Origin of the sequence: Acinetobacter sp. BWR-L5, assembly GCF_039655985.1 — a bacterium.
Taxonomy (GTDB): Bacteria; Pseudomonadota; Gammaproteobacteria; order Pseudomonadales; family Moraxellaceae; genus Acinetobacter; species Acinetobacter johnsonii.
The window spans coordinates 1-24,888 of the sequence record NZ_JAGFEV010000012.1 but is presented as its reverse complement, the minus strand read 5'-3'; the positions used below and the strand labels follow the sequence as shown (position 1 = coordinate 24,888).

Annotated in this window: 26 protein-coding genes and 1 pseudogene; 10 read left to right on the top strand and 17 right to left on the bottom strand. The window is 39.1% G+C overall.

Features of this window, described 5'->3' with window-relative positions; genetic code table 11:
- Window positions 1-120: 120 nt before the first annotated feature.
- Window positions 121-435, bottom strand: a pseudogene (locus tag JZ787_RS16425) (NAD-dependent malic enzyme); the annotation flags it as partial.
- Between the two features lie 693 nt (window positions 436-1,128).
- Between JZ787_RS16425 and JZ787_RS16420 the strand changes: the two are divergent.
- Entirely contained in the window at window positions 1,129-2,427 is a 1,299-nt protein-coding gene (locus JZ787_RS16420; protein ID WP_086209421.1) for a dicarboxylate/amino acid:cation symporter, read from the top strand.
- Window positions 2,428-2,482: 55 nt separating this feature from the next.
- On the opposite strand, the gene JZ787_RS16415 is transcribed toward JZ787_RS16420, so the two are convergent.
- Entirely contained in the window at window positions 2,483-2,983 is a 501-nt protein-coding gene (locus JZ787_RS16415) for a Dps family protein (protein ID WP_086209422.1), read from the bottom strand.
- A 405-nt stretch (window positions 2,984-3,388) separates the two neighbouring features.
- Here JZ787_RS16415 and ribA point away from each other — a divergent pair, with 405 nt between their 5' ends.
- The 4 genes from ribA to JZ787_RS16395 all read left to right on the top strand — a co-directional run bounded on the left by ribA (window position 3,389) and on the right by JZ787_RS16395 (window position 5,873).
- Entirely contained in the window at window positions 3,389-3,991 is a 603-nt protein-coding gene (gene ribA, locus JZ787_RS16410; protein WP_346312871.1) for a GTP cyclohydrolase II, read from the top strand.
- Window positions 3,992-4,129: 138 nt separating this feature from the next.
- Window positions 4,130-4,702, top strand: coding sequence for a nuclear transport factor 2 family protein (locus JZ787_RS16405; protein ID WP_346312870.1), 573 nt, complete (start codon window positions 4,130-4,132; stop codon window positions 4,700-4,702).
- Window positions 4,678-5,175, top strand: a complete 498-nt coding sequence (locus tag JZ787_RS16400) for a chalcone isomerase family protein (protein WP_168158497.1) — start codon at window positions 4,678-4,680, stop codon at window positions 5,173-5,175. The genes JZ787_RS16405 and JZ787_RS16400 overlap by 25 nt, the downstream gene beginning before the upstream one ends.
- Before the next feature lie 11 nt (window positions 5,176-5,186).
- Complete coding sequence (locus JZ787_RS16395) at window positions 5,187-5,873, top strand: response regulator transcription factor (RefSeq protein ID WP_004981566.1); 687 nt, start codon at window positions 5,187-5,189, stop codon at window positions 5,871-5,873.
- A gap of 17 nt (window positions 5,874-5,890) precedes the next feature.
- Here the strand turns inward: JZ787_RS16395 and JZ787_RS16390 are convergent, their stop codons facing one another.
- The 11 genes from JZ787_RS16390 to JZ787_RS16340 all read right to left on the bottom strand — a co-directional run bounded on the left by JZ787_RS16390 (window position 5,891) and on the right by JZ787_RS16340 (window position 15,913).
- A complete protein-coding gene (locus JZ787_RS16390) occupies window positions 5,891-7,213 on the bottom strand; it encodes a HAMP domain-containing sensor histidine kinase (RefSeq protein WP_168158581.1) in 1,323 nt (440 codons plus the stop codon).
- Between the two features lie 35 nt (window positions 7,214-7,248).
- A complete protein-coding gene (locus JZ787_RS16385) occupies window positions 7,249-8,298 on the bottom strand; it encodes a class I SAM-dependent methyltransferase (RefSeq protein WP_346312869.1) in 1,050 nt (349 codons plus the stop codon).
- A gap of 8 nt (window positions 8,299-8,306) precedes the next feature.
- Window positions 8,307-9,086 carry a DUF1295 domain-containing protein gene (locus tag JZ787_RS16380; protein ID WP_346312868.1) on the bottom strand — a complete coding sequence of 260 codons (780 nt, stop codon included), beginning with the start codon at window positions 9,084-9,086 and terminating at the stop codon, window positions 8,307-8,309.
- Window positions 9,087-9,110: 24 nt separating this feature from the next.
- Entirely contained in the window at window positions 9,111-10,316 is a 1,206-nt protein-coding gene (locus JZ787_RS16375) for a cyclopropane-fatty-acyl-phospholipid synthase family protein (RefSeq protein ID WP_346312867.1), read from the bottom strand.
- Window positions 10,313-11,101, bottom strand: a complete 789-nt coding sequence (locus JZ787_RS16370; protein WP_346312866.1) for a DUF1365 domain-containing protein — start codon at window positions 11,099-11,101, stop codon at window positions 10,313-10,315. The genes JZ787_RS16375 and JZ787_RS16370 overlap by 4 nt, the downstream gene beginning before the upstream one ends.
- A gap of 9 nt (window positions 11,102-11,110) precedes the next feature.
- Window positions 11,111-12,394, bottom strand: coding sequence for an FAD-dependent oxidoreductase (locus JZ787_RS16365; RefSeq protein WP_168158502.1), 1,284 nt, complete (start codon window positions 12,392-12,394; stop codon window positions 11,111-11,113).
- On the bottom strand, window positions 12,391-13,377 hold the full coding sequence (locus JZ787_RS16360; RefSeq protein WP_168158503.1) for an acyl-CoA desaturase: 987 nt from the start codon (window positions 13,375-13,377) through the stop codon (window positions 12,391-12,393). The genes JZ787_RS16365 and JZ787_RS16360 overlap by 4 nt, the downstream gene beginning before the upstream one ends.
- A gap of 134 nt (window positions 13,378-13,511) precedes the next feature.
- Window positions 13,512-14,060, bottom strand: coding sequence for a lipocalin family protein (locus JZ787_RS16355; RefSeq protein ID WP_238953428.1), 549 nt, complete (start codon window positions 14,058-14,060; stop codon window positions 13,512-13,514).
- Between the two features lie 539 nt (window positions 14,061-14,599).
- Window positions 14,600-14,854 carry a TIGR03643 family protein gene (locus tag JZ787_RS16350; protein WP_087013149.1) on the bottom strand — a complete coding sequence of 85 codons (255 nt, stop codon included), beginning with the start codon at window positions 14,852-14,854 and terminating at the stop codon, window positions 14,600-14,602.
- Window positions 14,855-15,012: 158 nt separating this feature from the next.
- A complete protein-coding gene (uraH, locus tag JZ787_RS16345; protein ID WP_087012925.1) occupies window positions 15,013-15,414 on the bottom strand; it encodes a hydroxyisourate hydrolase in 402 nt (133 codons plus the stop codon).
- A gap of 10 nt (window positions 15,415-15,424) precedes the next feature.
- Window positions 15,425-15,913 (bottom strand): heme-binding protein, encoded by a 489-nt coding sequence (locus tag JZ787_RS16340; protein ID WP_346312907.1) that lies wholly within the window; start codon window positions 15,911-15,913, stop codon window positions 15,425-15,427.
- 106 nt (window positions 15,914-16,019) lie between these two features.
- Here JZ787_RS16340 and JZ787_RS16335 point away from each other — a divergent pair, with 106 nt between their 5' ends.
- From JZ787_RS16335 to JZ787_RS16325, 3 genes are all read left to right on the top strand, one after another.
- Window positions 16,020-16,691, top strand: coding sequence for a heavy metal response regulator transcription factor (locus JZ787_RS16335; protein WP_087012929.1), 672 nt, complete (start codon window positions 16,020-16,022; stop codon window positions 16,689-16,691).
- The gene (locus JZ787_RS16330; protein ID WP_346312906.1) at window positions 16,688-18,073 is read left to right on the top strand and encodes a heavy metal sensor histidine kinase; all 1,386 of its coding nucleotides are present in this window, start codon (window positions 16,688-16,690) and stop codon (window positions 18,071-18,073) included. Before JZ787_RS16335 ends, JZ787_RS16330 begins: the two co-directional genes overlap by 4 nt.
- A gap of 282 nt (window positions 18,074-18,355) precedes the next feature.
- Entirely contained in the window at window positions 18,356-18,796 is a 441-nt protein-coding gene (locus JZ787_RS16325) for a helix-turn-helix domain-containing protein (protein ID WP_346312865.1), read from the top strand.
- A 50-nt stretch (window positions 18,797-18,846) separates the two neighbouring features.
- Here JZ787_RS16325 and JZ787_RS16320 read toward each other — a convergent pair whose 3' ends face one another.
- The 4 genes from JZ787_RS16320 to JZ787_RS16305 are packed head-to-tail and all read right to left on the bottom strand — an operon-like array spanning window position 18,847 to window position 22,461.
- Window positions 18,847-20,100: an NADH:flavin oxidoreductase/NADH oxidase family protein gene (locus tag JZ787_RS16320; protein WP_346312864.1), complete on the bottom strand. Its 1,254-nt coding sequence runs from the start codon at window positions 20,098-20,100 to the stop codon at window positions 18,847-18,849.
- Between the two features lie 8 nt (window positions 20,101-20,108).
- Window positions 20,109-20,495 (bottom strand): helicase, encoded by a 387-nt coding sequence (locus JZ787_RS16315; RefSeq protein WP_136143775.1) that lies wholly within the window; start codon window positions 20,493-20,495, stop codon window positions 20,109-20,111.
- A 51-nt stretch (window positions 20,496-20,546) separates the two neighbouring features.
- Window positions 20,547-21,410 carry an alpha/beta hydrolase gene (locus JZ787_RS16310; RefSeq protein ID WP_136143774.1) on the bottom strand — a complete coding sequence of 288 codons (864 nt, stop codon included), beginning with the start codon at window positions 21,408-21,410 and terminating at the stop codon, window positions 20,547-20,549.
- Between the two features lie 37 nt (window positions 21,411-21,447).
- Complete coding sequence (locus tag JZ787_RS16305) at window positions 21,448-22,461, bottom strand: alpha/beta hydrolase (RefSeq protein WP_346312863.1); 1,014 nt, start codon at window positions 22,459-22,461, stop codon at window positions 21,448-21,450.
- A 228-nt stretch (window positions 22,462-22,689) separates the two neighbouring features.
- On the opposite strand from JZ787_RS16305, the gene JZ787_RS16300 reads away from it, so the two are divergent.
- Both JZ787_RS16300 and JZ787_RS16295 read left to right on the top strand, forming a co-directional pair.
- Entirely contained in the window at window positions 22,690-23,493 is an 804-nt protein-coding gene (locus tag JZ787_RS16300; protein ID WP_346312862.1) for an oxidoreductase, read from the top strand.
- A 49-nt stretch (window positions 23,494-23,542) separates the two neighbouring features.
- Window positions 23,543-24,541 (top strand): NADP-dependent oxidoreductase, encoded by a 999-nt coding sequence (locus JZ787_RS16295; RefSeq protein ID WP_346312861.1) that lies wholly within the window; start codon window positions 23,543-23,545, stop codon window positions 24,539-24,541.
- Window positions 24,542-24,888 lie beyond the last annotated feature (347 nt).

Here is a 24,888-nt window from a genome sequence, read left to right as displayed (position 1 = left end):
GCTTTAATAGTTAAAGCCACCAAATCTTCTAGGTCTAAGTTATGTAAGTGTGACTTACCATAAGCGCACGCCTGTGCCGTGATGGTGACGATAAATATCTGAGAATGCTGACTAGCCTCACCCACCTTTGCAGGTATAAACGATAGGCATCCCCTTTCTTAAAGAGGTTTCAATGAGGTGATAGAACAAGGTTTCGTTGATGTCTTGAATGTTACGCAAGTAAATGTGTTTATTGATCGCATCATTAAAAGCACAGTATTGTTAGAAATACTGACTTTATTCTTCAATACTTTCTTCAACGTATGGAATTAAACCATGCAAGTTGAAGCGAGCGCGCTCTTCTTCCGTAACGCGTGTCCTTTATTTAACAGCGGCAACTCAAGTAAGGTATTGCACGAATAATGGATGTTTTGTCTTTAAAAACTCTTTTGTTATTACCTATCTCGTTATATATAGATTTAGGTCATCTTATGAGTAGAATCTATGGGTCTAATTTGTTTTTTAGCTTAGCTTAATTTTACGTCTTTTGGTATTTATAATCGTGATGTAATTGTAAAATTGATTTAGTTTGAAAATAAAATAAAAAATGAAGATATTTTTCTTAGTGAAAATGAGTTTCAAGATGGCGCTCACTACAGTTCTAAATTCCAACTTACTTTCTAATTAATACCATTTCTATTTGTTAATATAATAAAATTATTAAATGGTGATTATATGTAATAAAATTTTTATTAAATTTAAGTAAAAATAAACAAAAAATAAAATAAATTTAAATTTTGTAGTATTTGATTTTCATTGGAATAATTATAAATAGTATAAAAATCAATAAGATAAAATTATGAAAGAATTTTTAAATATAGAAATGCACCGTGTTGGCGCTATATCAACTTCTTTTTGACTCATTATAGTGCAATAGATGTTTATTAACCTGCGCCACTTTGGTGCATTAATAATTAATTGTTAAGCATGTCTTTAATATATGGCTTTCATATTAACATTTCGAAATCTTATGACCTGATGGTTCTTTTTTTCTATAAACTGCCTGCTCTTCTCAAACAGAGTGGTTTCATGCTTCAAATGTTGCATGGTTGCGTAATTTAAAATTTGATCTAAAAAGGTATATAGATAATGGAATTCAGTACCCTTGAACCAGAAGTTATAAAAAAGAAACAGAAGTTTCATCAAATATTATATGTCCAGGTAATATTTGCAATTATCTTAGGTATATTATTAGGTCATTTTTACCCTGAGTTTGGTGAAAGCCTAAAACCATTAGGCGATGCATTTATTAAAATTGTTAAAATGATTATTGCTCCGGTAATTTTTCTAACAGTTGTTACGGGTATTGCTGGCATGACTAATATGAGTCGTGTTGGTCGTGTGACTGGTAAAGCGATGTTGTACTTTTTTACCTTCTCATCATTAGCTCTTATTGTAGGCATGGTAGTGGCAAATATCATTCAACCCGGTAAAGGTTTGAATATTGATCCAACTACATTAGCAAATGATAAAGTAGCTGATTATGTAGAAAAAGCACATGATGCGACTTTAGTCGACTTTTTCATGAATATTATTCCTAAGACACTAATAAGCCCTTTAGCTGAAGGAAGCATTCTACAAGTCTTATTTGTCGCAGTTTTATTCGGTATTGCTTTAGCTGCAATTGGTGACCGTGGCCGCCCAATTGTTGATATTCTAAATAATTTGACAGCCCCTGTATTTTATTTAGTCGGGATGTTAATGAAGTTAGCTCCAATTGGTGCTTTTGGTGCAATGGCATTTACAATTGGCGCATATGGTATTGAAGCTATAGGTAATTTGCTATTACTGATAATGACTTTCTATATAACATCGTTGTTGTTTATACTTATTATTTTAGGTGCAGTAGCTCGCTACAATGGATTTTCAATTTTAGCTCTCATTCGATATATTAAAGATGAATTATGGCTTGTATTAGGTACAAGTTCATCAGAAGCGGCCCTACCCACTTTAATGCAAAAAATGGAAAAAGCTGGTTGTGAAAAGTCTGTAGTGGGTCTAGTAATCCCGACAGGATATTCATTTAATCTTGATGGTACTAATATTTATATGACCATGGCAGCGTTATTTATTGCTCAAGCATGTAATGTAGACTTATCAATTGGTGAACAAATAGCTCTTTTACTGGTAGCAATGGTTAGCTCTAAAGGGGCAGCTGGAGTAACTGGTGCAGGATTTATTACCCTAGCGGCTACATTGTCTGTTGTACCAGCAGTACCTGTTGCAGGAATGGCATTAATTTTAGGTATTGATCGCTTTATGTCAGAATGCCGTGCATTAACCAATCTAGTAGGAAATGCTTGCGCAACAATCGTTGTTGCTCGTTGGGATAATGCTTTGGAGAAAGATGTACTAGATGAAGTTTTAAATAAACCAAAATCATCTTAATCTCTAGTTTATTCAAACCCTTGAATAAATATATATTCAAGGGTTTCTATATTTATTAATCCTCTAAAATACTTCTTAACATCCATGCTGTTTTTTCATGTACTTCAAGTCTTTGTGTAACTAAATCTGCTGATGGCTGATCGTTTACCTCATCGACAATTGGAAAAATTCCTCTTGCTGTTTTTGCAACAGTTTCGTGAGCATTAACTAATAAACCAACCATTTCTTGTGCTTTTGGAACACCCTCTACTTCCTTAATTGCGGTCAATTTAGCAAACTGTTTGTACGTACCAGGGGCAGGGAAACCTAATGCTCTAATACGTTCTGCTATAGTATCTAAAGCATTCCATTGTTCAGTATACTGATCCATAAACATGTTGTGTAAACTATTAAACTGAGGCCCTGTAACATTCCAGTGAAAATTATGCGTCATTAAATATAAGGTATAACTATCTGCAAGTAATTTTGACAGACCAGAAACAATCTTTTCTCGATCATTATGCGAAATACCGATATCAATCTTTATTGCTTTTACTTCTTTTTTAGGACTAGCCATGAATCTCTTCCTTTTGTAATAAGTACATAATATTAAAAATTTAAAAAATGAGAACAAACTGAATGTAGAGCTTAACTATTAAGACTCTATATCAACCTACTCAGAAAGCAATTGCGAGTAAAAAGTTACCATTTTAAAAATAGTCTATATCATTCCTAATGACTGTTAATTTCGATCTTAGTTATTATGCATATAAAAATTGTATATTTAACATCCAACTAAAAATAATTTTAGAAAACTTGTCAAATCTAAAATTAGAAGTAACTCATTGATTTTTTATTGAAATTTACTTCACACGCTAAAAACTCTTGTGTTTTCACATAAATTTCACTATCTGAGAACTATTTTAGCTGGAAAGTAATAGTTGCAAGTTTCTAAATTCTTAAAATACAGGGGTATAGTTAAATGGCTATAGAATTTGTTTCCAAATCAAAGTTACCTACTGCATTTGGCTATTTTGAAATTATAGCATTTCAAGATCAAAAGACTGGTGAAGAACATATCGCTCTTGCTAAAGGGATAAATGCTGCTCCCAATCAACCTGTATTGGTCAGAATACATTCAGAGTGCTTAACAGGTGATGCTTTTGGATCACTCAAATGTGATTGTGGTCCACAATTACACTCAACCATGAAGATGATTCATGATGCAGGTCAAGGTGTCATTTTATACCTTCGCCAAGAAGGCCGTGGCATAGGACTAACCAATAAAATTCGGGCCTACGCACTTCAAGACCAAGGACATGATACCCTTGATGCAAATTTATTATTAAACCTGCCAGCAGATGCTCGTAAATATGACATGTGTACCATTATGCTTGATTATTTACAAATAAAAGACGTCAATTTGATTACAAATAATCCATTTAAAATCAAATCTTTGACTGATTTAGGAATTAATGTTGTTGAACGTATTCCTTTAAAAGTTGGTTTAAATATCTTTAACAAAGCTTATTTAGAAACAAAGCAAAAACGTATGTCACATATGTATGATAATAGTGACTTTTAAAATATTTAATAATAGAAAAACTGTTTGAATAGTCATAAAAATTCTATTCAATGTACTGTCTTTAGCATCTATCTTCACATTCTGTTCACTTCAGCCTCTCTAAAGTGGGAGGATAAACTGTGAAGATGGACAGTGAACATGAATCAAGTCAAAACGTTAGTGGCAATTGCCTTATCCTTACCAGTGCTTTTCCTGTCAGGATGTAAAAGTGTTCCTCGTTATTCCTCTGATTATGCAAATGCCAGAGCGAGTATTCAAGGAATACCCTTAGATGATGCAAAAGCACTAGAAATCGGCACCCGCTTCACTTCGGCATTTAATACGTTGGGCACACCTAAATTCGTTGAAAATGCTGGAGCACTGTATGCAGATCAGCTTTTTATTAACGACACTCTGTCGCAATTTTCATCGCGTAAAAAACTGCTTGAACATTTTCAAGGTATGAACCAGCGGGTGAGTAATGTCACTGTCAGCCTATTAAATACTTCATATCATCAAGACTCTGCCTATGTGCATTGGCATATGGTTTATGATTTTAAAATGTTCGGGAAGACACGAACAATGGATTCATTTGGAATCAGTGAAATAAAGGTCAACCCAAACCATCAGATTATTTTCCAACAAGATTTCTGGGATCCGGCCAATGGTCTGTATCGTTCTTTGCCATATGTAGGAGGAACCTATTCATGGGTACTGCCTTTCAAAAAGTAGCCATAACCACTGTACTGATGCTCGGGAGTTTCGGTTCGTGGGCGCATGCACAGAGCTTAAATAAATGTGGTAATGGCCCACTAATGGTGGGACAAAAACAGGTCGGTGTGGCCAGTTACTTTGCGCAAAACTGTAATCAGCCTTGGCAAGGCCAAAACATACAGATGGATTTTACCTATACGCAGAATATTCCAGAATGGGCATTCAAACGTGCGGCCACACATCTACTCCAACGTAATATCAAAGATCAAAAAATTCATGCTGTTTTCAATCCAATCACCGATTTGTATCGTCCAGTGAAGTCAGGAGATCTATACCAACTGAAGTATATCCATGCCACACACACATTAAGCCTATACTTAAACCAGAAAATGCAGGGACAACTCCAAAACCCGCAGGCCCAGCAATATTTTAATATATGGCTAGGTCCTCAGCCATTTAGTGCTAAATTAAAACAGCAATTAATAAAGTAGTCTCTACAGTTATGTCTAAACATTTTATTTTGATGGTTGAAGATCATTATGAACTGGCATCTACCTTATGCGAGTTTCTAGAAGAGCATGGTTTTGTGGTCGATCATGCTCGAAACTTAAATGCTGCGCGCCAATTGCTAAAACAGCAACGCTATCATATTTTACTTTTAGATATTAACTTGCCTGATGGTTCGGGTTATGAACTATGTGAATGGCTACGAAATAAAGAAGGTATGGACCTCCCTGTGCTGATGCTCACCGCACGCGATACGCTGAATGACAAACTCAAAGGTTTCAATTCAGGCACGGATGATTATCTAGTCAAACCATTTGACTTTAATGAGCTGGTGGTTCGAGTCAAAGCTCTGATCAAGCGTTCACAGGGTGAAGTCTCCTCTAGCCGTCTTCAAATTCATGATCTTATTCTGGACCCTGCAACACAGCAACTGACTCGTGGAGGACAAACCATTGAACTGCCCCCCATTCAATTCAAACTGCTCAAACTACTGATGCGTCATTCGCCTAAAGTTCTGACTAAACAGGAAATTATGATAGAGCTTTGGGGGGATCAAGAGCCTGAAAGCGATGCCCTGCGTAGTCATATTTATAATTTGCGTAAAATGGTCGATAAGCCTTTTGAGCAAAAACTAATTCACACCATATCTGGTGTAGGGTTAAAGATCACTTTAGAAGCTTAAGCTCTAGAAGCCCAGCCTTAATTTAAATACACGACGACAATCAGTCCAGTCGTCATCGCCAGATCAACATCTTGATGGGTATTGAGATAATACTGCCGATCAAACAATTCCACTCGCCAGCCAAGCTGCTTGCACAACTTCTGTACCAGTTGTAGTCCAATGCCATGACCTTTGATCTCTAATTGCAATTGCTGCCCCGACAGTTCTTGCACCTTTGAGTTATTCGGTAAAGGAATGCCGACACCATTATCTGCAATCAATACTGTATTTTTTTGCAAAATGACATCAATTTCTGTGCCTTGTGAATAATTCAGTGCATTCCGCAAAATATTGCCAAATACCATTTTGGTCATCGACGGGTAAAGTTTACGTGGCTGTTCGTTTAGATCTTTTTGAAAATTTATCCGCATGCCTTTGTTATGGCTAACACTATCCAGATCCTGAACTACATTTTCCAGACATTCAGAAAGCATAGTCGATTCAGCGGTTAAAGTATTGGTGGTATTGCGGGCGATAGCCAGTAGTGTGTCAACTAATAGTTGCATGTCTTCAATGGTGTTGTTCAAGCGAGTAAATGATTTATTGTCCCCATAGCGTGCCTGACACAACTGCACATTGCCTTTTAAGATGGTAAGTGGTGTGCGAAGCTCATGACTGACATCACCAGTAAATTCACGTTCACGCTGAATAAACTCGCTTAATACCTGATGATATTTTTCTAGCGCTTGCTTCAGATATTCCGCTTCCAGATTTGAATCAGTCCGGATGTCATGAAACGGTGAAGCCTGATTTTTATAATCTTCCCAATCAATATGTTCCAGTGCGTTGGCAAGCCTGGTAATGGGAGAAAAATAGCGCCGGGCACGACGGTTCCACCACCATAACATACTATAAAGTACAAACAAGCTGACCATCAGTGGTGCCAGACCAAACAGCCAGACCAGTTTATTGACATTGCTTTCACCAAAGACTAACAGGACATGCTGCCCATCTTTTTCGCCATAAACGGTCATGCGTTCCTTACCATCGACAAAATGCCGATTCACCCCTTGCTCAAGTGACATATTCTTAAATTGGGAGGGAGACACAGTATTCCAGCGGTAACCATACAGGTTTTTGGTATCGGGCAATTCTGCGGCAGGATTACGTTCTAATCGCTGCCAGTAGTGTGACATTTCCTGTTCTAGCGCCGTTCTGAGCAAAGAACCTTTAATCACCCAGGCACTGAAGCCAATCCCAATCACCACAGACAAGGCAATGAATCCGATTTGCAGCCAGTAGTAGCGGTTAAACACCTCACCCAGAGGATGATCACGTTTGTCCCTAAATAGCTTTAACATTGATGCATTCCCCGCTGGCCAATCCCACTGTTCAATTATACGGCTTTCTTCTTTAACAGAAAGTGGCCAATGACCCACTCGCGTCCATGGTCATAACCAAATAGCTCGGCACAGGCCATAAAGAAAATCCGCCAGCGCTGCCACCAGATTGCGGCATCCGCGCCATAAGTTTTTTCAAATAAGGGCTTTAGCTCGGCCTGTTTACCATCCATATTTTCTAGCCAAGCATTTGCGGTACGTTCATACTGCGTGCCCGCCCATTGCCAGTGCTGTTCTAGCTGTAAATGCTGCTGAAAATGTAGGAAAGTTGAGGCTGCTGGCATCAAACCACCACTAAAGAAATATTGCGACATCCAGTCAAACTCATTTTTGACTTCAAACGGGTAATGCAAGAAACGATGACAGAAAATATGACACCACAATAAGCCATCTGGTTTGAGCCAAATACTAATATTTTCAAACAGTTTTTGATAGTTGCGTACATGCTCAAACATCTCCACCGATACCACACGGTCAAATGACGCAGGTTCAAGTTGCAACACATTGACATCACAAGTGATCACATTAAGGTTATCCAGTTTTTTTAAACGGGCTTGTTCCTGAATATACTCACGCTGCGTTGAAGAATTTGACACGACTGTAATATGGGCCGTTGGATAATGCTCGGCCATATATAGACTGAAAGAACCCCAACCGCAGCCAATTTCCAAAATATCCTGCCCGTCTTTCAGTTGTGCTCGCTGGCAATAGCAGGCAAGGGCAGCTTCTTCGGCTTGGTCTAGCGTCATATCGGCATGTTCAAATAGACTCGCGCTATATTTCAAACGCTTACCGAGTACTGCCTGAAAAAATGCGGTCGGCAGTTCATAATGCTGCTCATTGGCTTTGTCTGTCTCAATGGCAATTTCGCTGTTTTTCAGCATGGTCAGCACATCCATATAGCGCTGCGCTGCCAATGCGGGGTCAAACCGACCTTCTTGTGCCAAACGTTTTTTGCTCAAGATTTTAATACCAGCACGAATCACTGGGTCTGGCACCTTGCCATTTTCGATCAGTTCTAAGGTTTTTTGAATCATAAAGTCCATGTATTTACCTACTCTTTGGGTGGCCACGGAATAAACATTGAAGTTCGTCGTTGATAGTCTTTATAGTTGTCACCACGGTGGGCGAGCGCCTGTTTTTCACTAAAAGGAATCCCCGTAAAGTAGTACAGGAATAGCCACATCAGCAGTGGATAAATCCATAATCCATAGCATCCTGCTGCCAGACCGAGCACTGGATAGGCAAACCAATGCAGCCATTCAAAAAAATAATTCGGATGGCGCGAATATTTCCACAAGCCCTGATCCATGGTTTTACCTTGATTCTGTGGATCTAGCTTAAAACGGTAAAGTTGCTGATCTGCAGTGCTTTCACCTATCAAAGCCGAGAGCATGATCATGCCCGCCACAATCACAGTGACCAAAGTCCAGTCATTCCATTGCTCGGTCGAGATACTTAACAACTTCAGTATTGGGTAAGAAAACAGTAGAGCCAAACCTGCCTGGAATATAAAAAACACCAGAAAACCAAGATGCTGATAATCCCCCATCGCTCGGCGCATGTTGGCATAACGCGTGTCTTCTTGGGTTTCATTGGCATATCGCCGTAACAGATGCCAAGTCAGCCGTGAAAACCAGATCCCACTCGCCAGTCCCAGAAATAACCGAACCAACATCGGCGCACTGTCAATCACCCAAGCGGCAATAATCACATTAAGGGCAATACTGAAACTCCAAGCGACATCGACTAGCCCTGCTCTGCGGTTATAGGTCACCAACACCCAGCTACAGAGCATGATGAAGACATTGAGCAAAAATAAATCTAGCAGCATGTCGCCCTCCTGTTTTATTTCTGCTTAGTAAGCACTGGCTTCAAACAGCAAATGAACATCACTGATCACACCCTCCCTAAAACCACCTTCGCAATAACACAGATAAAAATCCCACATGCGGATAAAACGCTCATCAAAATCAAGTTGCAGTACTTGATCACGCTGCTCCAGAAAACGCTGGCGCCAACACTTCAGGGTTTGTGCATAGCTTTGACCAATATCTTCCAGATGTTTGAGACGAAGTTTTTGCTCAGAAGCCGTTTGCGTCATCACACTGATACATGGAATAAAACTACCGGGGAAAATATAACGCTTAATGTAATCCACCGTATTTAAAGCTTTAACATAGCGTGCATCTTCAATGGTAATCGCCTGTATCAAGGCTAGACCATTCGGATTGAGGAGCTCACGGCATTTTCGGAAATAAGTTGGTAAATATTGCTCACCAACTGCTTCAATCATTTCAATGGACACCAATTTGTCGTATTTACCCTCGAGTAAACGGTAGTCCTGAAGCTGTACAGACACCCGATGAGACAGCCCTGCTTCAGCAACTCGGGCGAGTGCTTCATCGTACTGAGCTTTGGAAATGGTAATGGTGGTCACCTTACAGCCATAATGCTGAGCCGCATAAATGGCAAAGCCTCCCCAGCCGCTGCCAATTTCAACCAAATGGTCCATCGGTTGCAATTGAAGTTTTTGGCAGATCAGTTCTTTTTTATAATCTGAAGCTTGTTCCAAGCTCATACTGGGTTCTTTAAACACCGCACTGGAATACATCATGCTGGAATCTAAGAACAATTTAAAAAAATCATTGCTCAAGTCATAATGCTCAGCAATATTCTGACGACTACCATCAATCGAATTCTTGCGGGATTTATACCAAGCCTTGAGTACCAACTGGCTGGCTTTTGCCACCACATTTTGATTCATTCGATCAAGCACATCACGATTACGCGCTAGAATACGAATTACATTGACCAGATCTTCACTGCTCCAGTAACCACGAATAAAGCCTTCTGCTGCCCCCAGTACACCATTACGGAACAGCAAATCTATAAGGCGTTTGTCGTGAACTTGAATTACTGCATGCAAGTCACTGTAATTTTCCCCAATCAGACCATTCCAGATACCTTTAAATATTAACTGACCATGACGCAATTTCAGCATATGGCGTAGGACTATCGGCAGTTCGGTATGCTCTCCCATTAACAGTGTTTTCATAGTCATGTCTTTCCTTTTTCTTTTTTAGGATGCCGATAAAACGGAATTTTCTTTTTCCATAAGTGCAAAGCATGTAGATAAATTCCGCTCACCATCCTAAAGGGCTCAAGAACTTTTAATACAGCATATCGATGTTGCTGTGAAGGAAGTGTGATGGCTTGCAGCTTAAATTTCATCGTGGCATCAAATTGCAATATTTCTTGTTCAAACAGCTGCATGTGAATCACATTTTGCTGTTCTGAAAAGCTAAAACGCCAACGATAATCCAGTGACATCGGCATGAATGGTGACACATGAAAGGCCTTTTTAAAGTCAAACTGGTGGCTCTGGTAAGGCGTATGTTTAGTTACATTGTGCCGACAATCGTGAATGTACACCTGACGTTCATTCCACGGTGTATTGGTGATTTCACTCAGTATAAAAATCAGTTGATCGGTCGTATCAAAGATCAAATAAAACACCACAGAATTAAAACGAAAACCCAGTGTGCGTGGTAAAGCCAGTACACGAATAGATGCAGCATGTGGTAAATGATAGTTTTCGTGCTTGATCAGTAACCGTGCAACTTTCTGCCGAATCGAACCATATTCCATGTTCAGAAAGTCACGTTCATCCAAGGTCAATAAATTCCAGCGACTAGAAGACCAGAACCAAGATTTTTGGGTAAAATTTGCCAGTTGATCCGGATCAAAGCATAAATAGCTAAGCTTCACCTCAAAAGCATGCGATTTGGGCAAATAGCGACGATGGCGAATTTCGGTAGAAGCGATAGCCAGTGGATACATTTGCATTCTGTACTCCTAAGCCGCTTGCTCAGTGTGTTGTAGCAACTGATTTACAACCCATGAAGCACTACGCGCTCCATCTTCATGAAAGCCCCAGCCCCAGTAGGCACCACAGTATGACGTCCGGTTCTGACCATTAACCTCAGCCCAACGTTGTTGTGCCTCAATCGCGGCAGCATCAAATACTGGATGACGGTAATATCGTTCTACCCATATTTTTTTCGGATCGAGGTTAAAGTTAGGATTGAGTGTGGCAAAGATTTGGGTTTTACAATTCAGGTTTTGCAACTGGTTCATCCAGTAACTGAAACCATAATGCATGCCACTATGCTGGAATGGAGTTGATTCGGTTACACGACTAGGTGTCACATGTACATGCCAGCTGGCCCATTGGCGTCTGGATTTGGGCATGATATGAGTATCGGAATGCACCACCATATGGTTATCCTGATAACGAAACTTGCCAAGTACTTCCCGCTCTTGCGCTGACGGGTCTGTAAGTAAATTCAAGCTATCATCAGCATGGCTGGCAAAAATGACCCAGTCAAAACGTTCACGGCCCTGTCCAGTTTCAATCACTACATCATTTGCACTACGGGATACATGAAGCACACCTGTCTTGCGGAAAGTCATATTCGATTGGGCCTGAATGGCACGAACATAACGAGCTGATCCACCCTTGACCGTAAGCCATGAAGGTCGCTCTTTCAGCTGCAACATACGATGGTGCTGAAAAAAGCTCACCACAAATTTATACGGAATCTGTCCAGCTTGCTCTACTGGACAGGACCATAGCGCCCCGCACATCGGATAGAGATGTTCCTGACGAAAGGCTTCGGAATAGTCATGTCGATTGAGATATGCATCAATACTGAGCTGAGCATCGACCTGTTCAACATCAATATCTTTATTCGCCGCATAGAAACGGAACAGATCCGACAACATCACGCGAAAATCAGCGTTAAAGAAGTTTTGCGGTCGGAACAACAGCGAGAATTTTTTTGAAGGGTTGTACTGCAAGCCAGTGACCTGATTGTTCACCGAAAAGCCCATGTCACTGCTTTGCGATTGAATCCCGAGTTCTTTGAGCATTGCACAGAACAGTGGATAGTTATGCTCATTAAATACAATAAAGCCACTGTCCACCGCGACCTGTTCGCCATCTATATTCAACTGATGGGTATCGGTATGGCCGCCAAAGTAGTTATTCTTTTCAAAGACGGTAACGTCATGCACCTTACCTAATTTCCAAGCCGCATACAAACCGGAAATACCTGAACCAATAATCGCAATTTTCATGGTGATTCCTTCGAATGAATAGTAGGAGCGCCTGTTTTGGCTACTTTTCTCTGTTTTCGAGCTTGTGCAATTTTACTGACGTCATAGACCCGCGCTGGAATTGGCTTTAAACCCCAGACTATCCCGAGCCAAGACATAATTTTTAGGAGGTAATAGGTCACATCAATCTGCCACCAGTAAAAGCCCTGTCGGGTACTGCCTGCATAATAGTGGTGATTGTTGTGCCAGCCTTCGCCCAAAGTAATGATAGACAAGAATAAATTGTTGCGGCTTTGATCATCAGTGTCAAAATCACGGCTACCGTAATGATGCGCCAGTGAATTGATACATAAGGTCGCATGGATCAGCAACACGGTGGACACCACAAATCCCCAGACTAGTAATTGCAAGCCGGAAGTCCCCAGTTGCGGCCAAGCTATTGCCAGCCATTCTCCTAGCACATAAATCCCACCCGCGGTCAACAGCACCACAATTAGACTAAACCGATCTAGCCAGATTAATTCCGGATATTTCAGCCAGTCTTTGATGACTTCTTTACGCGTGGCAAAGTTATATTCATTCAGAAACCAACCCACATGGCTATACCAAAAACCGTGAGTAGATGAATGCGGGTCTTGTGAAGAATCTGTATAGCGGTGGTGATAACGATGATGGGCTGCCCACCATAAGGGGCCACGCTGTGCACTCATGGTGCCTAGTAATACAAATAGGAACTGCACTGGACGCGAGGTCTGAAAGGTTTTATGCGATAAATAGCGATGAAAAAAAGCCGTAATGGAAAACATACGAATCAGGTAGAACAGCAGCATAAAGCCCACTGCAAACCACGACACTCCCACCCAGAACACTGCTAGACAAGCCAGATGCAACAGAATAAAGGGTAAAATCCGCTGCCACTGAATCTTGCTGTTTTCAGCCGTCAGTGTTTCGGGCGCTGTGGGTGTGGACCAGCTGTCTATCCATCGCATCAGAGTTTTCAACATGGACTCATCCTACTTTCGAGCGATTGTATTTATTCTATTTGATGAGTGTAATCAGTCAGGTATGAATTTTATGTGAAGTAAATAAAAAAACCGAACTGTTGAGAGATTTATCAGTTCGGCAAAAGATTAGCAGATTAATGAGGCAATTTGATAAGTTTTGTCACGTCATAGCCATAATCTTTCGCAGTGTTTATATATGACTGATAAGTTGCTTCATCTAGTTGCGGTTCACGTGACAAAATCCATAGGTATTTATTACTTGGGCCACCCACCAGTGCCACTTTATATTCCGGGTCTACTCGTAATACCCAGTAATGACCTTTAGTAAAGGGTATCCATCTTAAACCTTTAGGCAAAAAGCTGACCTTTAATTTGCTATTTCCCCTATTTTGCGGATATGCAACTCCTTCAGAACTTATCATCTCACCATTGGCAGTTCGACAACTATTCAATACATTCACTGTCTGATCTTCATTAACACTATATTCTGCGTTGATATTAGCTATACATTTACGCTGAAAATACATCGGTAAATGAGAAATTTCATACCATTTTCCAGCGTATTGTTGAATATCAACTTCATCTACAGCCTGAGGTGTAACAGTTTCTGCTTGAGCAGTCATAGACAAACTGATCATAGCCAGCGTCGCAGCTGTAAAAAATGACTTGAATAGAGTATTCATTTTTAAGCCTTATTTTTGATTTCATCATTAAGATAAACCAAGTAGATGTGAACAAAGCGTGAATATTAGATATCGAAATTTATTAATGTATGCTTCAGCAAATATAATTTTTTAACTTTAGGTGCTCCATTCATCACATGGCTTGAAATTTTTATAGATAAATAGGGCTTTATTCTAATCATGATGGCTTCTGTACAATCGTTGATCCGTATCTGACAAGATAGCTTTTTGGGAATCTGTATTTTCACAAAAATTGAACTGTCTAGATTTACACTGCTCTATTTTTCATCGGGTCTGGAATGGCTATGCGTTATCAGCTTGCTACGCTTAAAGCGCTGGACCGTACCCGTGATGTGATCCTGATGGCCGAAGTTGTTGAGTAAGCTACTTATCTAGCCCATCATCCTCAAAAATTGCCCTGATTTTACCGCCATACGCCCTTTTACTTGGCTCAAGAAATGGTACCGCTGCTGGGAGGAAGTACGATATCGTTCTGAACGATGTTAACGTGAGTCAAGACGGTAGTCAAAATCAAATACTTAGAAACGCTTGTATTGCCGTGAACAATAGGCCCGTATCACATCGGGTGAACGCAGCTGCAGATGCTTGGTTTTTCGGCCGGTCACGCGTTCACGCCACATTTTAAAACTAGATGCTTTCAAGTTTTTTCGCATGAAACGAATCACAGTTGCTTCATTTAAACCATACTCACGTTGAATAGCTTCAAAAGGAGTTCGATCTTCCCAAGCCATTTCGATAATTCTGGATATGTCTTCTTCAGAAAATTGATTCATACCATTCTCGTTTTTAATCATCATGAAGCGTCAATAAGCTTTATCAACTCTAATCTGACTAAAATCATAACAATACAATCATGAATTTTTTGTGATTTTTCTCTAATTTAAGGACTAAACACAAATAATAGGGCTAGTTAGACTAGCCCTTTTAAATCTTAGTTGCCTCTATAAGTCGAATATCCATAAGGGCTTAAAAGTAGAGGAATATGATAATGGCTGACACTTCCATCCACTTTAAAAATGACAGGGATTTCAGGAAAGAAAGTATTTTGATTGTTCTTTTTAAACCAGTTTTCTGTTTTAAATGTGACTTTATAAGTGCCTGCTTCGAACTTCTGATTTTCAGGAAAAAGTGCAGTAATACGGCCATTGGAACCCGTATATTGCTGATTTAACTTTACCCATTTATTCCCAGTACTTTTTTCGAGTACCACCTCGACTTGAGCCGAAGGCAGCCCATTTTCCAGATTCAACACATGCACACTTAAGGGGTTAGTTTGTGCAAAAGTCATTGAGGTCAATAATAGCGTTGAGAGTGGCAATAATTTTTTAAACATGATGGATTCCTTAAGGATTGAAAATAGACTGAACAGCTGTTTCAGCGCAGTAATGGTCATTTTTTGCGCCCCCTGCTCCCGCAACGCCGATGGCACCGACCACTTTGTTTTCATAGCGCACAGGGAAACCGCCGCCTAACAACAGTAAATTTGATAAGGTCGTTAAATTTTTTGTATCCTTGTTTTCATGAGCATTTTGGCTCAATAACAAGGTAGTTGTTTTAGTCGATAAAGCGGTAAAAGCTTTTTTCTCGGCAGCCCCCAAATTATGTGGTCCGACATTTTCATTCCTGCTCGCGAGCAAGGTATTTCCGCCCTGATCAACCACCACTACAGCAATGTTATGTTGTATTTTTTGACACGCAGCCATCGCAGCATCAACAAGAGTTTGTGCTGCTTTAAAATCAAGTGAATAAACTTGATTCAATTGAATCGTTTGTGCAAAAGTACTGCTACTCATCAGCATTACTGTTGCAATAAGCCCTTTGAGTTTGTTCATCATGATTGTCCTGAATTAATTTTTAAAAAATCTTATACAACCTGAATGATTTGAAGCATGACAATTACATTACAAAGTTGTCATCTTCAAAATGAGTCTGAATAAAATGTGTATTCTTATTATCGAAGATGAAGTGAAGATCGCCTCATATCTGGTTAAGGGTTTAAGTGAATCTGGCTATGCAGCTGAATGTGTTCATTCAGGACTAGAAGGCTTGGAAAAATTAAAAATGCATTCATATAGTTTGGTCATATTAGATGTAATGCTGCCCGATATCGATGGCTGGGCGGTATTGAAAATATTGCGACAATTTTCCAATATTCCCGTGATTTTTTTAACTGCAAAAGACCAGATTATCGATAGAGTTAAAGGTCTAGAACTGGGTGCTGATGACTACTTAGCCAAACCTTTTTCTTATATTGAATTACTGGCTCGAATTAAAAGTTTGCTTAGGCGGCAACTGTATTTGCAGGAAAATGAATTAGAGATTGGGAACTTAAGAATGGACCCGATTCATCACAAAGTTTGGCGTAATGATCAGCTGATAGAACTTAGCAAAAAAGAATTTAATCTTTTGCGCTTTCTACTCCTTCATCAAAATGAAATTATTACGCGCAGGCAAATAGCTTCTGAAGTTTGGCATATTAATTTTGATACCGATACGAACTTTATAGATGTAGCGGTGCGGCGCTTACGCAGTAAAATTGATGAAGGGCATGAAATAAAATTAATTCATACTGTTCGTGGTCTCGGCTATAGAGTTTCGGTAGAAAAATAATGTTGAAACCAATTCGCTCGCTAGAACTACGATTAACGCTATTGGTCACAAGTTGCGCTGCAATAGTCTTGTGTACTGTAGCATTTATGACCTATCTAGGCATCAACCAGATTTTAATTACCCAACAAGATCGGGCTTTGGTTGAGCGAATTGAGCGCTTGGAAATTTTGCTTCAAGATAGTAGCAATATCGAACAGATTATCGCTCGCCCGAAGCTGTATCAAAATATGTTGGGAAATAAGGATAATTTGTTTCTATTGATTCGGGGCGATCATATTCTCATTAATATCAATCCGTTTTCTATTCCGCTGCCTCAATTCACTCATGAACCCCAAATTCAATTTCGTGATTTATCTGCTCATGCCTACCCAACCCGTATTGCTTGGAAAACCATCCAAATCAATCAACAACCTTATGTTTTAATTGCTGGAAAACAGTGGTCTGAAAGGCTAGCGATTCTTTCGCCATTTCAAAAAAAACTTTTCATTTATGTTTTTACAGGTCTGTTAGCTATATTTATTCTCTGTGCGATTGCAAGTCGTGTGGGATTAAACTCTTTAACATCTCTACGAAAGCAGACTCATGCGATTAATATTCACAAACTTGAGCAAAGATTAAATGTGACAAGTCCTCCACAAGAAATTGAACAGCTTGCATCAGATATCAATGCCATGCTCGAGCGAATTGAAATGGGGTATGAACAAATAAATCGTTTCTCTGAAGACATTGCACATGAATTTAGAACCCCATTGAACAATTTAATCGGTCAAACCGAAATTTTAATTATGAGTGAACGCAGTCCCGCACAGTATCAAGAACTTTTGATTTCAAACTTAGAAGACTATCAACGTTTAAAAAGAATGGTTGATAGTATGTTATTTTTAGCCCGCGCAGATACTCATAACGTTCTCATACACAAGCAACAGATTCAAGTTCAATCATTACTAGAAAATGTTTGCAATATTTTGCAATATCAAGCAGAAGAACAATCATGTAAATTTGTTTTCAGGCTAGAGGCATCTGAGTTGTGGGCTGATCTAGAACTAGTGCAACAAGCACTTTATAATCTTATTTCAAATGCACTGATTCATGGAGGCAACCACAAAACTATTTATATCAACAGCAATAAAAAACTAATCAACAACACCATTATGCTCGTATTATCAGTTACCACTAGTCAATTAGAAATTCCCTCTGAGTATTTGGATCATCTTTTTGAAAGATTTTATCAGTGTAATACCAGTAGAAATACTTATCATAGAACTGGTGGATTAGGTCTATCTATTGTAGCTTCAATCATGACTCTTCATCAGGGAACATATCATGCATTCAATAGCTCCGAAGGTATATGCTTTGAATTGTGTTTTCCTAAAGCTCTATAATTTAGTTTTTATCTTTTAATAATTATTTATCTCACCACTATGAATATAGTGTAAATTTTTGATTGTTATATAGATAACACTTGCAATTTAGTTCATTAATACTGATATGGTGGGTTTTATTCCTTTTTATATCAAGTTTTACATAATAAAATTTATGAGAACTTATAAAGCAAAAACAGAAGTTATTGATGAATAACTTTTCTTTAAAAAGTAAAGCATAGTTGAATAAGTCAGAGTATGTTACTATTGTTTTAGTAGTAACTTTCAAATTTATTAATTCTTATGAGTAAAAATACCAATCTTGAAGTCTGTCCAATCGCAAGAAGTCTTTCAGTTCTTGGCGATGCTTGGAGCATGTTAATTTTGCGTGATGCACATGCTGGTTTTACTCGATTTGATCAATTTCGTAAAAGCTTAGGTATTGCGCCTACAATGCTAACTAAACGCTTATCCGTTTTGGTTGATGAAGGATTGCTTGAAAAAAGACAATATTCAGAACATCCTCCACGTGAAGAATATGTACTCACTCAAGCAGGCCAAGATTTTCTACCAGTCCTATTTGTAATTGGAGCATGGGGACGTAAACACAAACCTTATGAGCATCCTGAAGAAATGGTTAAGTTTCTTGATGCTGAAAATGGTACTGAAATTGAACCAATCGTAATTGATCAGGTAACTGGTGCGGAAATTGGTACACGACTTATTCGCCAACAAGGTGAATAATGCTAACAAGCACCCTTTCTGGGTGCTTTTTTATAGGTTCAACGAGTGGTTTATGATTTTATCCGGGTCCGTTGTGTCGCATACGTTCCCCAACCACTACGTAAAACAGATTTAATAAATGCCCATAAACCGCTTTCTTTAGGTTTTGGTGCTTTACCTTGAGCAATACGGCCAAGTTGTTGGGTATACCACAGCACTTCCATAATCCCAAGACTATCGATTTTTTTAATGCCAGTCTTAATCGGTTGAACCGCTTGTTTGCTATTGGTTCCTGCTAACAAATATTTGGGAGCATCAGGGTCTATCGCCATGAGTCTTGCAATTCCAACAACATCAAATGCATTAGATTCTAACGCTTGACTCATCCCCTCCGCACTTCTAAAACCTCCTGTCACCATCAAGGGAGTTTTTACATGTGCTCTAACCTTTTCTGCAAAATCAATAAAAAATGCTTCACGTATAATCGTTGAAGATTTTTGTGGTGCTTTAGCTACACCAGACTCATAGGTGCCACCTGAAATTTCAATCAGATCAATCCCTGCGGCTGCTAATGCCTTAATAACCTCTAAAGAATCCTCTTCAGTAAATCCACCCTTTTGGAAATCAGCTGAATTAAGTTTTATGGCTATAGGAAAATCTGCACCGACCTGTTTTCGTATTTCTGTATAAACGTCCATTAGAAACTTACGACGTTTTTCAGGTGTACCACCCCACTCGTCAGTTCTTAAATTGTGTAATGGAGATAAAAACTGATTAATCAAATAGCCATGTGCAGCATGGATTTCAACACCACTAAATCCAGCATTTTTGCATATCACAGCACTACGACCAAAGCGTTGAATGATCTCTATGATCTCGTCATGAGTTGCTTCATCTGGGGTAGCAAATAAAGACTGCATTTCAGTACCAAATGGCACTGCTGATGCAGAAATATTACGAGCATTTAATCCTTTTGGTGATTGTTTCCCCGGATGATTCAATTGTGCCCACAATTGTGAACCTTGCTCTGTAACAGTTTTAGCCCACTTCTTTAAAATTTCGAAATCACGCTCATCTTCAATCACAACGTTCCCTGGTTCACCTAAGGCACGTCGATCAATCATAATATTACCCGTGATAATCATGCCAATCCCTGAAGACGCCCAGCGTTGATATAAACGTATATGCTTTTCAGTTGGATTATTGGAATAGGTGGCTAAGGTTTCACTGGTTGCTGCTTTAGCCAAACGATTTGGAATCACCACACCATTCGGTAAAGTTAAAGGCTGATTTAGGAGATTCGTTTTTAATGGCAAATGAGTCATAGCTTCGCTCACACAGTTGAAGATAATTTAGAATGAGGTTGAATAAAGTCCACTAGACTTTGAAACCACATCACATCTACAAAGTTTCCAGTAATCACAAGATCCTGTGTTCTAAGCGCTGTTAAAAATGTATTCACACTATCTTTAGCTGACAACACTGTAAAACCCTTACTACCTGTTTTAAAGGTAAAAGTAAAACTTGGAGATTTAGTTTGTCCAGCATAAGACTTTATCTTGCCATTTTTGACTTCAAAATAACGCCCTTCACCACTTGTCGTTTGGATTTGGAATGTGACATTTTTATCTTTCACGTATGCAGCACATCTTGGATTGGTTTTCACAGCTCGTTGTAATAGCTTAGTCAACATCCACAGTAATAATTTAAATTTCATCACTTTATTTCTCAGTTCATCAATATATAAAAACTCTAAGGAAATTCTGATCGATTACTCATCTAAAAACTGTATGGCATGCTTAACGAATCGTTCTGGATACTGAAACTGTGCGCCATGCCCAGCATCTGGGTAAATGAATAGCTGTGCATTTGGAATATTTAGTGCCATCTGATAGGCATTAATCGTCGGAATCATTACATCATCCACACCATTCAGAATAAAAGTCGGCTGTTTAATCTCACGCAAATGCGCAAATGGATCTTGTTCATCAAGCTTCGGTAAAAAGTGCATATTGGCTTCAATCTGAGCCTGCATCACATCGACTGAACTTGCGGGATCCTGATCTTTACGCAGATGGCGACGTTGCCAAAAATCACGACCTGCTTGAATTGCTTTTGGCGATCGACCAAAAAATAAAAATAGAAAGTCTTCTTCAGAAGGTACAGCACTGGTTGCATGCTTCAAGACCAACGCTGGTACATCTGGATCATCACCACGTGGTTTTCCTCCTCTTGGGCCTGTACCCAAAAGCATTAATTTTCTAACCAGTGCAGGGTGACGACGTACCAAATCCTGTGCCTGAAATCCTCCTAGTGAAAAACCGAGTAGATCGACTTGATTTAAATTCAATGCACGAATCACTGCGGCAGCATCATCAGCCATATCCTCAATGCGGTTACGTGGCTGACCAGTGGATGAAGCAACACCACGACCATTGAATAAAATGATTTCTCGCCCTGCTGCTAACCCATCAGTAATTAACGGATCCCAATTGTCCAAACCACCACGGAAATGTTGCAGAAAAAATAAAGGTGGTTGTTGAGTATCTGGATTCCCCCAGCGACGATATGCAAAAGTTGCTCCATCGACTTCAATGAATTGAGTCTCGGCTGTTTGGTGTGTAATCGTAGTCATCGTCTTTATCCTTTTTTATACATGGTTAAGTTGGAATCTATTTCGCTAAGAAAGTGAGCGATTGCTTGACGAAATCTTGATGAAACTGAAAGATTCCACCATGTCCTGCATCTGGATAAATGATGAGCGAGCTATTTGGAAGGCGTTTTGCCAAGTCATAGGTATTCACCGTTGGAACCATCCGATCATGATCACCATTCGCCACTAAGACGGGTTGTTGAATAACTGAAAGGTCAGCAGGTTTTTTACTTCCCCATTTTTTTAAGGCTTTAAGCTGGGCACGATAGGCAGAAAGCATTATTTCTTTATCACGATTTTCAGTACGTTCATTTATACGTTGCACAAATGCTTTTGCAGCAGCTTTACCATTTTCTGTCCGAGTAAAAAATAAATAGACTTTAGGGTCTTGGCGAGTCGCCATACCACGAACTAAATCCCAATTAGAAACTCGCCCGACTGTACTGATTCCTGTTCCACCAGCGGGGCCAGTTCCCGATAGGATCATTTTTCGGATCAATTGCGGCTGTTTTAAAACAATCTCTTGCGAAATCATGCCGCCCATTGAAAAACCAAATAAATCGACTTTTTTGAATCCTTTCGCTTGAATAAAAGTAATCGCATCATCTGCCATTTGTTCAATTGACTTTGCGGGTTCACCCGTAGAAGCACCAACACCACGATTATCAAAAACCACCACGTGATGTTTCGCGGCAATTCCATCAATGATTCTTGGATCCCAATTGTCTAAGACAGCAGCTAAATGATTGAGAAAAATTATAGGCGTTCCACCATTTTGTTGACCATATTCTCGGTAAGCGAAGTTAACTCCGCCTGCATTAATAATTTGGGTCGGTACATTCTTCCAATTTGTATCTTGCTGAGGGTTCTGAGCAGCTTGCTGATTGACAACGAGGTTAGATGACACTTTATTTGCCTGAGTCACGGGGTCACGAAAAGAAATAGATGCCACCGTCTCTGCCTGAGTTAATGGGGAACTAAAGATAGAGACCACCGTTAATCCCATCGCAATTGTATTTAATAGAAATTTCATTTGTTTTGTTCCTCACATTCTATTCATTTAACTGTTTTTTATGAGCAATCTATTGAGATTAACGGCATATATTTACAGTCAGTACTTATTTAGTACTTAATATACTCCCCAAAAATTACACTGTCACTATCTTTTTAGTAGTAACTATTTTAATTTTAGATTATGATCAAAACATCAAGGTGAAATTGGTTATCCAATCACCAATATATTACAAGTGAGAAATTTGGTATGACGAGTAAAGTAGTTCTAATTACAGGTGCATCTTCTGGTATTGGTTTAGCAACAGCAGAGCTTTTACATGAGGCAGGATTTATTGTTTATGGTACGAGTCGACGTGCAAATAGTGCATCGAAATATAAATTCCATCTGATTGAGCTAGATGTAAATAATGATGATTCGGTGAATCATGCAATAGAAAAAGTAATTCAGAATGAAGGTCGAATTGATGTTTTGATCAATAATGCAGGATTTGCCATTGCACCAGCTGGCGCTGAAGAAAGTTCGATGCAACAAGCTCAAGCTATTTTTGATACCAATTTTTTTGGTGCTGTCCGAATGACCCGTGCAGTACTTCCTGTGATGCGTGAACAGAAATCTGGACTTATTCTCAATATCAGTTCAATTTTAGGGCTTTTACCAACACCGTTTGGTGCGCTTTATTCTGCTTCAAAACATGCACTTGAGGGTTATTCAGAGTCTTTAGATCATGAGTTAAGGTCTCAAGGCATTCGTGTTTCTCTTATTGAACCTGCTTACACCAAAACCTCATTAGGAATAAACTTACTTGAAGCAGATGCAAAAGTCTCAGCGTATGACCACATTCGTGAGAAGTTACATCAACAAATGATAAAATCAATTAATAAGTCAGATGATCCGAGTGTTGTTGCTAAGACCATTTTAACGGTTATCAACAGTCAAAACATATTACCCCGCTATACTTCAGGCAAGGCAGCAAAACATTTGAAAAATTTACGAAAATTTGCCCCAGTAAAGATCTTTGACACATTAATTCAACACAGCTTGAAAGTTTAATGATGCTTATAAAACGTTAAAACAAAATTCAAAAAACAGAGGTCCTAATATGAAAGCAGCCTACATTAACCGCTACGGCAATATCAATGATGTACAACTGGATGAACAATCCAAACCAGTTCTAACAGAAAATGATGTACGCATTAAAGTTCATGCCGCAAGTATTAACCCACTTGACTTAAGAGTTTTAGAAGGTGAATTTAAGGCAATTCTGCCCGTTCAATTTCCTTTTATTTTAGGCAATGATTTTGCAGGTACGGTGGCTGAAGTTGGAGCAAATGTTACTCAGTTCAAAGTCGGTGATGAAGTGTATGCCAAGACAGATCTGAATGGTGCTTTTGCCGAATATACGGTCGTACATCAATCGTCACTTGCGCTAAAACCTAAAAATATTTCTATGGAACTCGCGGCTTCTCTTCCCCTTGTTTCTTTGACTGCATGGCAGGCTTTGGTCGAAATTGCGAAAGTTCGAGCAGGACAAAAAGTATTGATTCATGCTGGTTCAGGCGGTGTTGGCTCAATTGCTATTCAGCTTGCGAAACACTTAGGTGCAAGTGTTGCAACAACGACGAGTGGTAAAAATGCACAATGGGTCAAAGCATTAGGCGCAGATATTATCATTGATTACAAAACAACTGATTTTGAACAAGTGCTTAAAGACTATGACGTAGTCTTAGATACACAAGGTGGAAAAATTTTAGAGAAATCTCTAAATGTTCTTAAACGTGGTGGTCGAATTATCAGTATCTCTGGTCCACCTGATCGTGATTTCGTAGAAGCAATTCATGCAAATTGGTTATTAAAATGTATTATTCCTCTTTTAAGTTGGTCAATCCGGAATAAAGCCAAAAAGAGAGGAATTACTTACTCATTTTTGTTTATGCAGCCGAATGGTCAGCAGCTATCTGAAATTTCAAAATTAGTAGAGTTTGGGAAAATAAATCCAATCGTTGATAAGACATATACATTTACAGAGATTAAAGATGCTTTCCAATATGTGAATACTGGACGAGCAAAAGGTAAAGTTGTCTTAAAAATTGCAGAATAAATTCAGGGAAAAGAGAAAAAGGCATCTTTTGATGCTTTTTCCTCAATAAACGAGAGTAGGCCTCAATCGAATGAAAGAACTTATGGTTTTAAGCTTATTTTTAATAAAAATCTTAGGTTCATGAACCATCTTCTTTTAAGTAAATTAATTTATCCAAATAAACAATTGAAACTAAAAGATAAATTTTAATAATTTATTATGAACTAGAACTCAGGTGAACATAAGTTAAATAGCATATCCAAGACTGTAGCCTACGCAACCTCAGTTGGTGCTACAGCTCGACATCGTGAATCTCAGTAAAATTATATTCACGATGCCGAGTACGCTAATGAACATAATATACGTTA